At 59.0% G+C, this 12,939-nt stretch carries 9 protein-coding genes; 7 read left to right on the top strand and 2 right to left on the bottom strand.

Features of this window, described 5'->3' with window-relative positions:
* Positions 1 to 6 precede the first annotated feature (6 nt).
* Complete coding sequence (locus tag ROTMU0001_RS02505) at positions 7 to 4,896, bottom strand: NAD-glutamate dehydrogenase (RefSeq protein WP_005507966.1); 4,890 nt, start codon at positions 4,894 to 4,896, stop codon at positions 7 to 9.
* A gap of 240 nt (positions 4,897 to 5,136) precedes the next feature.
* Between ROTMU0001_RS02505 and ROTMU0001_RS02510 the strand changes: the two genes are divergently transcribed.
* A complete protein-coding gene (locus ROTMU0001_RS02510) occupies positions 5,137 to 6,051 on the top strand; it encodes a shikimate dehydrogenase (protein ID WP_044142254.1) in 915 nt (304 codons plus the stop codon).
* An 84-nt stretch (positions 6,052 to 6,135) separates the two neighbouring features.
* Here the strand turns inward: ROTMU0001_RS02510 and ROTMU0001_RS02515 are convergent, their stop codons facing one another.
* Positions 6,136 to 7,428 (bottom strand): MFS transporter, encoded by a 1,293-nt coding sequence (locus ROTMU0001_RS02515; protein WP_005507968.1) that lies wholly within the window; start codon positions 7,426 to 7,428, stop codon positions 6,136 to 6,138.
* Positions 7,429 to 7,847: 419 nt separating this feature from the next.
* On the opposite strand from ROTMU0001_RS02515, the gene ROTMU0001_RS02520 reads away from it, so the two are divergent.
* From ROTMU0001_RS02520 to ROTMU0001_RS02540, 6 genes are all read left to right on the top strand, one after another.
* A complete protein-coding gene (locus tag ROTMU0001_RS02520) occupies positions 7,848 to 8,498 on the top strand; it encodes a peptidoglycan amidohydrolase family protein (protein WP_005507969.1) in 651 nt (216 codons plus the stop codon).
* 1,029 nt (positions 8,499 to 9,527) lie between these two features.
* Positions 9,528 to 10,127 carry a DUF7340 domain-containing protein gene (locus ROTMU0001_RS09085; RefSeq protein WP_155115034.1) on the top strand — a complete coding sequence of 200 codons (600 nt, stop codon included), beginning with the start codon at positions 9,528 to 9,530 and terminating at the stop codon, positions 10,125 to 10,127.
* Between the two features lie 194 nt (positions 10,128 to 10,321).
* Entirely contained in the window at positions 10,322 to 10,546 is a 225-nt protein-coding gene (locus ROTMU0001_RS02530) for a hypothetical protein (protein ID WP_005507970.1), read from the top strand.
* On the top strand, positions 10,539 to 10,751 hold the full coding sequence (locus ROTMU0001_RS09285) for a phage holin (protein ID WP_422662553.1): 213 nt from the start codon (positions 10,539 to 10,541) through the stop codon (positions 10,749 to 10,751). The genes ROTMU0001_RS02530 and ROTMU0001_RS09285 overlap by 8 nt, the downstream gene beginning before the upstream one ends.
* A gap of 107 nt (positions 10,752 to 10,858) precedes the next feature.
* Positions 10,859 to 11,845, top strand: coding sequence for a glycosyltransferase family 2 protein (locus ROTMU0001_RS02535; protein WP_005507971.1), 987 nt, complete (start codon positions 10,859 to 10,861; stop codon positions 11,843 to 11,845).
* A gap of 62 nt (positions 11,846 to 11,907) precedes the next feature.
* Positions 11,908 to 12,900, top strand: coding sequence for a glycosyltransferase family 2 protein (locus ROTMU0001_RS02540; RefSeq protein ID WP_005507972.1), 993 nt, complete (start codon positions 11,908 to 11,910; stop codon positions 12,898 to 12,900).
* Positions 12,901 to 12,939 lie beyond the last annotated feature (39 nt).

Here is a 12,939-nt window from a genome sequence, read left to right on the forward strand (position 1 = left end):
AGCTATTTAGGATGCACTCGAGAGAGTACGCAGTGCCACGGACACTACAGCCAGACGCGGGTGACCGGTGACGTCCAGAGCGGCCTCGCCAATCTCCTTCAGGATGCGGTCGATGTTACCCACGCGGGTCGGGTGCTCTTCAATCCAGGTAGCCAGTGCCTTCTGCGCACCGTCCACGGTGGAGAAGTCACCCTTCGCGCCCTCTGCCACGGACAGTGCCAGACCTGCAGCGGTCTCGTAGAGGCTGCCGCGCAGTGCCTGACGTGCCAGGATCTCCCAGCGGTCGCTGCGGGGCAGGTCGGAGATGAGGCCGAGCAGCTCGTCCACCTTGAAGCGGTCGTAGGTTGCGAAGTAGACCGGTGCCAGCGAGGTTGCCTCGAAGTCGTGGTCGCGTGCCGAACGGATGACGTCCAGCAGGGCGTAGCCCTCGAAACCGCGGATCCAGATGACGATGAGTTCCTCGGGCAGACCCCATGCCTCGCCTGCGTCGCGCTTTGCACGAACACGCTCGCGGGAGGTGCCGGAGAGGTACTCGGGCAGGTTGTGGCGCATCTCGACGACGGAGCCGAAGGTCTCCAGCAGCTCAGAGATGCTGGTGCCAGCAACCACGCCACGCTCGGTGATGAACCAGCGGACAGCACGATCCAGAACGCGCTGGTTGTCGCGCAGAACGGTGAACCATGCATCCAGCGGGGTCTTCGGGGGCAGTTCGCGGTGCAGCTTAGCTGCGGTGCCCAGCTCGAAGAGCTCGCGAGCGACGATGAAGGCGCGTGCGACGGAATCGATACCGACGTTGAACTCCTCCATCACGCGGTATGCGAAGGTGATACCGCCGATGTTGACCAGCTCGTTAGCGACGCGGGTGCAGATGATTTCCTTACGCAGCGGGTGCGAGTCCAGGTGCTGACCGAAACGCTCGACCAGTGCTGCCGGGAAGTAGCTGCGCAGAACGCCTTCCAGGTAGGGGTCGTCCGCGAAGTCGGTCTGCTCCAGTGCGTGGGTGAGGTAAATCTTCACGTACGCAGCCAGGACGGACAGCTCGGGGCGGGTCAGGCGGTCGCCAGTGGTCTCCAGACGCTCGTCCAGCTCCTCGTCGGTGGGCAGGAACTCGACGGCGCGGTTCAGGCCGGCGTGCTCTTCCAGGTCGTGCATGAGGCGCTTGTACAGGTTGGTGCCCAGGAAGGAGCCGTGGAACTCACCCTGCAGCAGAACGTTCTGCTCAACGTTGGTCTCGAGGACCTTGCCGCCGACCTCGTCCTGCAGGGACTCGATGAAGGAAGCACGCTCTTCGCTGGACAGCTCGCCGTGTGCCACGAGGCGGTCCACCAGAATCTTGATGTTGACCTCACGGTCACTGGTTTCCACACCTGCGGAGTTGTCGATTGCGTCGGTGTTGAGGATAACGCCGTTGAGCGCAGCCTCAATACGACCCAGCTGGGTGAAGCCGAGGTTACCGCCCTCGCCAACAATCTTGGCGCGCAGGTCCTTGCCGTTGACGCGCAGTGCGTCGTTAGCCTTGTCGCCAACCTGTGCGTTGGTCTCGGTGGATGCCTTCACGTAGGTACCGATACCGCCGTTGTAGATCAGGTCGACCGGTGCCTTGAGGATTGCGGAAATCAGCTCGGTCGGTGCCAGCTCGGTGACGGACTCATCCAGGCCCAGAACCTCGCGCACCTCGGGGGTGATCTCGATGGACTTCAGACCGCGAGAGTACACGCCACCACCGGCGGAAATCAGGTCGCGGTTGTAGTCCTGCCAGGAGGAACGGGGCAGGTTGTACAGGCGCTGACGCTCGTCGAAGGACACTGCCGCGTTCGGGTTCGGGTCCAGGAAGATGTCGCGGTGGTCGAATGCTGCGACCAGGCGGGTTGCCTTGGAGCGGAGCAGACCGTTACCGAAAACGTCACCGGACATGTCGCCGATGCCGACTGCGGTGAACTCTTCGGTCTGAGCGTCGTGGCCGAGCTCAGCGAAGTGACGCTTGACGGACTCCCATGCACCACGTGCGGTGATGCCCATAGCCTTGTGGTCGTAACCGACGGAGCCGCCGGATGCGAAGGCGTCGCCCAGCCAGAAGCCGCGCTCCAGGCTGATTGCGTTTGCGGTGTCGGAGAATGCTGCGGTGCCCTTATCCGCTGCAACCACCAGGTAGTAGTCGTCAGCGTCGCGTGCTACAACACCCTCGGGGCGGACAACGGTCTCGGAGCCGTCGGTGCCAACCGCAAGGTTGTCGGTGACGTCCAGCAGGGAGCCGATGAAGACCTTGTAGGACTCGCGGCCCTCGGTGATCCATGCGTCACGATCCACTGCGGGGTCGGGCAGCTGCTTGGGGTAGAAGCCACCCTTCGCGCCGGTGGGGATAATGACGGCGTTCTTCACCATCTGGGCCTTGACCAGGCCGAGCACCTCGGTGCGGAAGTCGTCACGGCGATCCGACCAGCGCAGGCCACCACGTGCGACGCTACCGAAGCGCAGGTGAACACCCTCAACGCGCGGGGAGTAGACGAAAATCTCGAACTTGGGGCGGGGCAGGGGTGCGAAGTCAATCTCCTGCGGTGCCACCTTGAACGCGAGTGCGGGGCGGTCAGCAAGGTATGCGTTGGTGCGCAGGATAGCGCGGATGACCTTGCCGAGGGAGCGCAGGTAGCGGTCAGCGTCCAGGGTGGGGATCTGGTTCAGTTCCTCAACCAGGGCTGCTTCGATTTCGTCACGGCGTGCGTTGCGCTGCTCATCGTTGAGACCGTTGTTCGGGTCGAAGCTGACCTCGAAGAACTCGACCAGGTGCTTGGTGATGGCCGGGTTTGCGAGCAGGGTGTTCGACATGAAGGACGGGGTGTAGCCCAGGCCCAGCTGAATCAGGTAGTGGTTCAGGGCACGGAACAGACGTACTTCCTGCCAGGTCAGGCCCTCAGCCAGGATCAGGCGGTCCAGGGTATCGGACTCGCGCTCACCGAGCAGGTAGGCGTTCAGGGCATCCTCGTACAGGGAAGCCACAGCGTTTGCGTCCACGCCCTCGGGGAATTCAACTCCGAAGTCGTAGAGGTAGCCGTAGTCTTCGCCATCCTCAGGCTTGAACTCGTAGGGCTTCTGATCAACAACGACCAGGCCCATATTCTGCATAACCGGCAGAAGCTCGGTGAGGGTGTGAGGTGCGGACAGGTAGGTCTTCAGTCGGGTGGTGTTGGCTTCGCCGGCTTCAACCTTGATTGCGGCGGGCTTCTGGCCCGAGAGAGATTCAAGAATCACGATATCCTCGATTGCTTGTTCTACTGTGTAATCGGCTCGGTAGGCTACACTAGTCGCATCTGCCCAGGCTGATGCGAGTCGGCGGCCTGCCGCTCCGGGTTTCCATGCCTCAATAGCAGCTGCGGTTGCTTCCACCCAGGAGCGGGCGGCTTCTTGCAGTCGCTTTTCGAGAGCTTGATGATCCGTCTTCGGCACATCGTTGGGGTTGGTGAGCCGAATGCGGAAAAATAGGCGCGCCAACGATGAGGAGGACAGGTACACCTCATGGTCGATGGCACTAAGATCAAATTCCTGTTGGAACACCCGCTGGATTCGCGCACACACGTTCGTGTTGTAGCGGTCCCGAGGCAGGTACACCACAGCGGAAATAAACCGGTTGAACTGGTCTGCGCGCAGGAACAGGCGGGTCTTGCGGCGCTCCTCCAAGCCCATGATGCCGCCGAACGTATCGGTCAGATCATTAGCGGAAGCGTGCAGCAGCTCCAGGCGCGGGTAATCTTCCAAGGCACCCAGAAGCGCCTTGTCAGAGTAAGAACCGGGGTGGTAGCCGAGGCGGCGGCGCACCATCGCGATACGCTCACGCACCAGCGGAGTCTCAATAGCGGGCAGTGCGTACGCCTGGCGGGTGAACAGGCCCAGAATGACGTACTCACCAATCACGCGGCCGTTCAGGTCGAAGCGGCGCACACCAATGTAGTCCAGGTAGTCGTTCCGTGCGACAGTGGAGCGGGAATTCGCCTTCGTGATGTACAGGGGGCGCGGGAACAGGGCACGCTCCAGGGTCTCACCCGAAAGGGGGATGCGGCTCCTACCCTCCGTGGTGCGCAGAATACCGAGCGCCGAACCGGGGCGGTCCACCAGCGAAATAGCGCCGGAGGTGCCGTCCAGCACACGCTCCTTAACACCCATGAACACGAAGTTGCCGCGGGTCAGCCAGCGCAGGAAGTCCTGTGCCACCTCCACACGGGATGCAGGCTCCACACCGCGCGGGTTGGCGGCATAGGATTCCTCACCATGACCCAGGGTTGCGCCGCGCAGGTCGTACATGGACTGCGCCAGGTCGAAAACGCGGGCGACCATGGCATCCAGGTCGGTGTGGCAGGCGCGAACGTCAGCGAGGACGCGCTCAACTTCCTTCTCGCAGCGGCGCTGCTCTTCCTCAGTGAGGTAGCGGGTCAGGCGAACCGCAATCCAGGATTCAATAGCGACATTGGTACCCGCCGGGGCGTTCTCGCTGAGCTTGAGGGAGGGCACGCCAAGAGTGGCGGTATCACCGCTGGCAAGGTTGCCGCGCATGCCGGTGCCGCGCAGGCTCAGGAGGGTACCGTCCGGGCCGCGTTCAGCGAGGAAGGTAGGGTGAAGAATGGTGACGAAACCACCAAAGTGCGTGGCAAGGCATGCGGTCAGGGAGCTGACGATGTGCGGCATGTCGTCGGTCGCGACGTACAGGGTGGTGTTGTACTCGTCGTTGCGTGCGGCAACGACAGGGGTCTTGGGCAGGCGGATTTGAGCCAGCGCACGGTGGGTGCGAGCCAAATCCTCTAACTCTGCCGGGGTGAACTCTTCACGCTCATCTTCGGGGCTGTTCAGGAAATACTGCTCGACCCATGCATCGGCGCCAGCGAAGTGTGCCATAGCCTTGTCAGTCATTGACAATCTATCCTCCGAATATCGGTATCACTTCACTGTGACGGTGTCTGTGTGGTCTCATGTGCGCGCCGTGGCGCGCGAGCACTTATACCAAGCTTATACCTTCGAGGTGTTTCTGTCAGACATATCGCTCTTGTGGGCGTAGAAATTATTTTTATCTTCTTCCCAACTCCAGCGCGCATTTGGTACGGGTTCAAGAAAGTAGGTGCATCTTACGAGGCGGACACGTACAGTGAAACTATGAGTTTGCGTACTGAATCTTTCCTGGTGGGCCTCATTGGTGACGGCATCACCTCCTCCCTGACCCCTCCCATGCACGAGGCAGAGGCGGACGCGCACGGGGTGCGCTACCTGTACCGCCCCGTCGACCTGGACGCCCTGAACCTGGATGGCGCCTCCGCCCCGGCGCTACTGGATGCGGCGGCGCTACTCGGCTTTAACGCTTTCAACATCACGCACCCGTGCAAGCAGTCGGTCATGGAGCACCTGCACGAGCTTTCGGATGCGGCACGTGCCCTGGGTGCGGTCAATTGCGTGGTGATTCGCGAGGACGGCAGCTTCTACGGCGATAACACGGACTACTCCGGGTTCATCGCGGGATTGAAGCGCGGCCTGCCACAGGTGGCGGAGAATCCGGCGCGCCTGGAGCACGTGGTGCAGCTGGGTGCCGGCGGTGCCGGTAGCGCCACAGCGTACGCACTGTGCCGTCTGGGGGTGCGCCGCCTGAGCCTCTTCGAGCGTGACGCGGCGAAGGCGCAGGAGCTTGCGGAGCAGCTCGGTGGGCTCTTCCCGCAGACCCGAATCGAGGTGCTGAGCGACGACGAGCACTTGATTGAAGCTCTACTACAAGCTCAGGGTTTGGTGAACGCAACCCCGGTGGGCATGCACGTGCATCCGGGTATGCCGTTGAGTGAATCGGCACTGAGTGCCGGGGTGTTGCGTGAAGGCCTGTGGGTTGCGGACGTCATCTATCTGCCGCAACAGACGCAGCTGGTGCGCGCGGCGCGTACCGCCGGATGCGAGGTGCTAACGGGCGGCTACATGGCGGTGGGTCAAGCGGTGGATGCGTTCCGCCTCTTCACCGGGCTGGAACCGAACGCTGAGCGTATGGCGGCGCATTTTGAGACGCTGATTGCGGCTCAGCAGGGGGCTTAGAAGGTTAAACACGCAGGTGGGGATGGATAGCTAACTATCCAGCCCCACCTGTATTTATTCTATATACGGAATATATTGTGCGGGCTATACGTCCAGTTCCGCAAGGGACTTCTTGTACCCTTCACGAGCCGTCAGCGCACCCAACGCCACGAGCACGCACATGGCGACCGTGAACACGGCGGGCAGCACCGCGTTATGCAGGTCGGCACCGGCGAGGCTCGTCGCCACGGCGGGGGCGACGCCTCCAGAAATTGCGAAGCCAATCTGGGTACCCAGCGCCAGGCCGGTCACGCGCACGCGAGTCGGGAACATCTCCGCATAGAAGGCGGGCCACACGCCGTTCGCCATGGAGTACAGCGCACCGTGCATGAGCACGCCGTAGGCGAAGATACCCACCCAGTTACCCTCGGTAATCGCGCCGAGGTACGGGAACATCACCAGGGACGAAGCAACCGCACCGGTAATGAACACGGGCTTACGACCGATCCGGTCGGCAAGCATGGCGGCGAGCGGAATCGCAATCAGGCCGAGAGTGTTGGAGGCGACCGGCACCAGCAGCATGGTGCTGCGGTCAAGGCCGTAACCCTTGGTGGCGAAGGAAAGCGCGAAGGTCGTGAAGACCATGTTCACGGTGTTGACCATGGCGCACACGGCAATAGTGAGTACGGCGCGCTTGTAGTGCTTGAAGACCAGCATGAGCGGGGACTCGGTAAGCTTTTCGCGCTGCAGGTAGGCGGGCGGCTCGGAGAGGGTGCGGCGAATCAGCCAGGCGGTCACCACCACAAAGGCGGAGAGCCAGAAGGGTACGCGCCAGCCCCAGCTGAGCAGGTGCTCGTCCGGCAGTGCGGCGAAGGGAATGAACACGGCGGTTGCCAGTAGCGAGCCGAACTGGGTGCCTTGCAGGGTCCAGCTGGTCGTGAAGGCGCGCTGATGCTCGTTGGCGTGCTCCAGGGAGATGGAGATGGAGCTTGCCTGCTCACCGGCGGCGGAGAGGCCCTGAATCATGCGGCAGATGACCAGCAGGGTGGGGGCGAGGATACCCGCCTCGCTGTAGGTCGGCAGGCAACCGATTGCGAAGGTGGCAAAGCCCATCAGGAAGAGCGTGAGCATCAGGACGAATCGGCGGCCGTAGCGGTCACCGAGGGGCCCAACGATCATGGCGCCGAAGGGGCGCACAACGTAGGCGACGCCCACAACCACCATGGACTTGAGGATGCCGATGGCGGCGGTGTCTTCGGGGAAGAAGATGCGGTTGAGCACGATTGCGGCGGCGGTGCCGTAGACGGCGAAGTCGTAGTATTCGAGGGCGGAGCCTATCCAGCTGGCGAGGGCGGCTCGTCGTGGTGATCGGGCGGGCGCGTCGGTGCGTCGGCTCATGGGTGGCTCCTTCGGTGCTATACCCGTTGGGAGGGTCGGGGCCGTGGTGTGGGCGGCCCGTGCGGTTTGTCAATGTGCCCTTCCAGTGTAGGGAGCACCCCACCCATTTTCCATAGGGTTACCTAAGTTCCCAGGGTTTGAAGTAGCAATAGCGGACGGACACCTCCAGCTCCAACCCCAGTCAGTTCATAAGCGATAAAGAAATTTGTAATTTCAAAAATGCGCAACAGGACTTTCGCACTCCAACCCACGTAAAGTGAATATCACCTCGGCAGGAGTGTGCCTACCGAGCAGTCACGCCGACCAAGATAAAGCTGGTCGGCGTTTTTAGTGTCCAATTCATTTGCGGTAGCCCCGAACTATGGACTTCCCGGGAGGTTCATAGTGCGGGGCTACTGCCTTTCCGAAAGGATTTTATTATGGCCAAGATTGATCAGGCGATTGCATGGATGGAGCAGCGTAAGGGCAAGGTGACCTATTCGATGAATTATCGAACTGGCCCGCATTCTTATGACTGCTCATCTGCGGTTTACTTTGCACTGCGAGATGCTGGCCTACTCCCGCAGAATATTGCCATCGGTAATACCGAAACGCTTTTCCACGATTTGGAGAGTAACGGCTGGACTCAGGTTCGACCGGATGCATCGGGTAATTACCCGGCACGACGTGGCGACGTGTTTATTTGGGGTCGCCGTGGATACACCAACGGCGCAGCTGGTCACACCGGCATTTTCTATGATGACCACGACACGATTATCCATTGCAACGCTGGCCACAATGGCATTTCCATCAATCCGCACGACACGATTTGGGTGTATAACGGTTCTCCTGCAATCACGATTTATCGTCCCCCTGCAGAAGTGAACGAAGAAGAGGTTATCTATCGCGCAGCTAAGAATGCGATGAATGCAATTTTTAATGAGCCTTTTGTTCGCCAGGGCGACCTCGCTAAGGCTCGCTATGGCAATGCCACTGTCGGCCTGCGCGGCGTAATCCACTGGTTCGACAACTCCATGTTGTACCTTCAGCAGCGTCTCGATGATGCAGAAAAAGCTGTGCGTGCGCTCTAGTTAGATTTATCTACTGAAACCAAAGAGATAACCATCAGGGTGTTTGGGGGAGGGTCTCTAGACCCTGCCCCAAACACCCATAAAACTTTAAATATAACGCATTCAATAAATCACAAAATTTCACCTAATGAATATTTATCGATAAATAAACCAATATAAGTTGATTTACGAATTAAATAGCCTCATCTACCTTCAAGTACACCCCCCCCCTAACCTAAATATTAAAGGGCGATTTAGAACATTGAAAAGTATCTGTTTACTCTTTTGACTAGGCATAGTATTCAGGAGAAACCATGAAACACCTACCCCGTCCCTGCGCAGGATGCAGGGAGCCAACCAGTTCCTATAGAGAGGACTGCCGCACCTGCCAGGCGCGGCGCCGTGCTATACAGACGCACGATAGTCCCTATCTAATGCAGGGGCATTCAATATGCCCTCGGTGTTGGCGTACGGCAGGTCTCTCTCTACCGGCAAGTAGTGTACGCCCGGAGAACTACGGGCAACCGCTCGTAATAGAGAATCAGTGGAATCCCATCTATTCCATCTGCCGTGCATGTATCCACGCGCCAGAAGGTACCGTTCCTCTTGATTCACCGCGGGTCTATCTTCCTGTCAATCCTAGAGCTCGACGAACTTCAAAGCAGCGAATTTACCCTTCGCGAGCAAATCCGGTTCTTTTTCTTCCGCTTTCTCATTGCACGCGTTGCGAGAAGCCAATAGATGAGGATTCTCGACATGCCGGGCATCCCTTATGCCGCAAGCACTACCGGCAACTGAAGCGACAGAATGCGCACCAGGATACTGAAGCTCCAATCGGCAAGAAGAACGGACAGGATGAATGGGCCGTTCATGATGCTGGTTTAGCATCATTCCTACACGCACGGAGAAAGCGTCTGTCCCGTGCTTCAACTTCGCTGCCAAGAAGCAGAAGCAGGGCAACTCTTTGTAGAGCCAACACTATGGTTCACGCACCTTCCGCACTGTAGCGGATATCAATAATTCACTCATTTAGCAGAGAGGCTACATCATATGGCTACCATTTCGTCTGGCGAGCAACTGCAGCAGCATCTAATCGCTCTAACTGTGGGCACGCCAGTGAAGGATGCAGACCGTCAATGTCTACATCGCACAAAGTTCCGTATTCCACGCCACCAGGCATTATTGGACGAGTTGGCAGATTATGTCGCCGGTGGTTCACGTACCGGAGGAGCATCCAGCGCCAGCCGCTTTGGATGTCGCATACCTATTTCTGCTAATGCATTAGAAATTCAAGAGTCTATTCGTTCCGTTGTAATGCGCTCATTCCCAGGTGCACCGCTGAAAAATCAGGTTTCTGCGTGGATTCGCAATCACCTACATCAGGAGCTTCATGATGAGGCGTTAGCAACGACGACCAGTTGGATTCGGGCCATTGTTGCGTTGCGCCATCCCAGTCATGATTTGCAGGGATTTTGTCCTAACTGCGGGGAGCAGGAAGTCATGAAAACAAGCTGCGACGGCTCAACATCAATACGCCGATCTGCACTGTATTACACCGCTGAAAGGGCATCTTGTCGTTCTTGCTCTGCTATGTGGGAAGGGTTAGAAGGTATGAAGGCCTTAGCCCTATTACTTCATAGCCAGGACTGATACCGTCCGTATTAAACTTCTGCCTGTGAAAATAGGTAACCGTTCCAGTAGGATTACATCATTTTCCCGGGCAGATAAAGCTACCGCAGGAAGCTGTTATTTCACTGCTGTAGTTCACCCCGTCGGGTTTATCCTGGCGGGGTTTTCTGTTAAACCGCGGCCATCATAGCCGCCCAACCGCCAAGGAGATTATCATGGCACCTATTTCTGAAGCATCCGCCTACCGCGCAGCGCATCGAGCCCTAACCGATGTGTACAACGAGCCTTTTGTTCGAGAAGGTAATCTTGCGGTTGCTAAATTTGGCAACGCTACTGTCAACACTCGAACCGTTGTGGAATGGTTCGATCATCAGGTGATTCTCATTGCTAAGCGTATTGAAGATATCGAGAAGCTCGCAAAGTCAAAGCGCCATGCTTAGACACCGTCCAGGATGGCGTAAGCAGCTGTACGCGGTTATTCCAGCTACCACTGCCGTCCTGCAGACATACGGAATCCTTACGCAGGAGCAGGCAAGTGTGTGGGCTGGTCTCGCGATAGCCCTCTGGGGTTTGTGGATGGCTTGGGCTAACACCGACCATACTCGCAAGCCCCACAATACTACGCATATTCCTCCCCACCAGTAGGTCCGTCATATATCGTGGGGGTGGTGGAACATATTTCGATTCCCCACCGCCCCCACCGTATGATGTACCTGTATATAGTTCCATCCGCTGCATTTCGAAGAGGTACTATGCCGTCACCCCGCACCAGCATCATCATGCCGGTCTACAACACGGCTGACACTGTCATCGCCGCGATGGAGTCCGTTCTGGCGCAGACCGACCCCGATTTTGAGTTGCTGGTAGTAGTTGACGGCTCCCCGGATTGTTCCTCGAAGGTGATTCGCGAGTTCCTGCAGAACACCCCCGACCCCCGCATCCGTCTGTTCGACAATGAGCAGAACGCCGGCGTGTCTGCAGCACGCAACCAGGGTCTGGATGAGGCGCGCGGCGAGTGGATTACGTTCATTGACTCTGATGACACGTACCGCCCCGAGTTCCTGGAGCGCCTACACGCCGCGGCGGCACGTAACGGCGCGGATGTGGCAACCTGCGGTCACACCATTGCCCGCGCCGACGGCTCCACGATGGACCGCCCGCAGGATGCGCCCGGTACGTACACGGGTCGCGATATTGCCATCAACTATCTGCTGAACCGTTTTACGGGTTTTGTGCACGATAAAATTTTCCGCGCTTCGCTCTTCTCTTCGGTACGTTTCGCAACCGATATTCACCGCGCCGAGGATGCCCTCGCGGTCTTTGAGTGCCTCATGCAGGCGCAGAAGCTTGAGGTTATCCCGGACTGCCTGTACCTGTACCACATGGGCTCTGAGGGTCTGACGTGGGGCCGCGTGACCCCGGTGGAGGAAAGTATCCGCCACACCCGCTACATGCGTGAAGCGGGTGCACCCCTGCTCTCCTCGAAGGAGGGTCAGCAGGCGATGGCGATTTCTTCTGCGGTGACCTACCTGAATAATGCCCAGCAGGCGCTCATGAGCGATAGCGCCGACTCGGACGCGGTAATCCGCGAGTGCCGCCGCCAAATCGAGTGGGGTTGGGTTGTGCCGGCGCTACGTTCTAGCCCGGTGGTGGGTGCGGCGAGCCTGCTGTTGAAGCTCTCCCCCGCCCTGTACCGCACCCTGTACGGCGCGTACGTTCGCCGCGCCTACGGCATGTAACCCCTCAGCGTTTTTATCATCACAGTTCTTATTAGCCCCGTTCTTAAAGGTTCCTGTCTTTCATGTCTGCCATCCCTCGCACGAGCATCATTATGCCGGTCTACAACACCGCTTCCACCGTCATTGCGGCGATTAAGTCGGTGCTGGCGCAGACCGACCCCAATTTTGAGCTTCTGGTCATGATTGACGGCTCCCCGGATCATTCGGCGCAACTGATTGCCGACTATCTGCAGCAGAACCCGGATGAGCGCGTGCGCGTGTTCAATAACCCCAAGAATCAGGGCCTGTCCGCGATGCGTAACCAGGGCCTGGATGAGGCGCGTGGCGATTGGGTGACGTTCCCCGATTCTGATGATGCTCTCTACCCGATTTTCCTGGAGCGCCTGCACCACCACGCGGAGCGTACGGGGGCGCAGGTGGTCAATTGCGCCCACAACATGGTGGCGACCGACGGTTCGACTACGCAGCGCCTGAAGGGTGCCCCCGGCACGCTGACCGGTCAGGAGGCGGCGTTCGCCCTGCTTAAGGATGAGCTGTCTCCTTACGCTTGGGATAAGATTATTCGCCGCGAACTATTTGAAGGTGTTCGATACCCGCAGATTGAACGAGCCGAGGATGAGTGTGCGCTATTGGACTGCTACCTACGAGCACAGAGCGTGACCGTCATTGACGAGCCGCTGTACGCGTACGCGGTGAGCGCGGGAAGCCTGACGTGGAGCCGTATTACTCCCCTGTCTGAGACTCGCCGCCTGCTGGAGTATTTTGAGAAGTCTCTGCAGCGTACGAGCACGTATCATCTGCTTGCCGGTCAGGAGGCGCTGACGATTGCCCGGGTTATTGCGTACCTGAATAACGCGCAGCAGGCGCTGATTGTGGGCGGTGAGAGCGCACCGGCTGTGCTGGCGGGTTGCCGTGCCGGTTTTACGGTGAGCGATGCGCTGCTTGCGTTGCGCATCCGCCCGGTGTTTGGTGCGGCGGGTCTGCTGTTGAAGACTAGCATGCCGCTGTACCGTCTGCTGTACGGCGCGTACGTTAAGCGGGTCTATAACCTTTAGAATTCGGGTGCTTGTACCCATCACACTCACACACATTGA

The organism is Rothia mucilaginosa ATCC 25296, from assembly GCF_000175615.1.
Classification (GTDB): domain Bacteria; phylum Actinomycetota; class Actinomycetes; order Actinomycetales; family Micrococcaceae; genus Rothia; species Rothia mucilaginosa.

Coding starts and splice junctions, on each gene's coding strand:
- ROTMU0001_RS02505 (WP_005507966.1), bottom strand. CDS start 4,896: ATGACTGACAAGGCTATGGCACACTTCGCTGGCGCCGATGCATGGGTC.
- ROTMU0001_RS02530 (WP_005507970.1), top strand. CDS start 10,322: ATGGCACCTATTTCTGAAGCATCCGCCTACCGCGCAGCGCATCGAGCC.
- ROTMU0001_RS02540 (WP_005507972.1), top strand. CDS start 11,908: ATGTCTGCCATCCCTCGCACGAGCATCATTATGCCGGTCTACAACACC.
- ROTMU0001_RS02535 (WP_005507971.1), top strand. CDS start 10,859: ATGCCGTCACCCCGCACCAGCATCATCATGCCGGTCTACAACACGGCT.
- ROTMU0001_RS09085 (WP_155115034.1), top strand. CDS start 9,528: ATGGCTACCATTTCGTCTGGCGAGCAACTGCAGCAGCATCTAATCGCT.
- ROTMU0001_RS09285 (WP_422662553.1), top strand. CDS start 10,539: ATGCTTAGACACCGTCCAGGATGGCGTAAGCAGCTGTACGCGGTTATT.
- ROTMU0001_RS02510 (WP_044142254.1), top strand. CDS start 5,137: ATGAGTTTGCGTACTGAATCTTTCCTGGTGGGCCTCATTGGTGACGGC.
- ROTMU0001_RS02520 (WP_005507969.1), top strand. CDS start 7,848: ATGGCCAAGATTGATCAGGCGATTGCATGGATGGAGCAGCGTAAGGGC.
- ROTMU0001_RS02515 (WP_005507968.1), bottom strand. CDS start 7,428: ATGAGCCGACGCACCGACGCGCCCGCCCGATCACCACGACGAGCCGCC.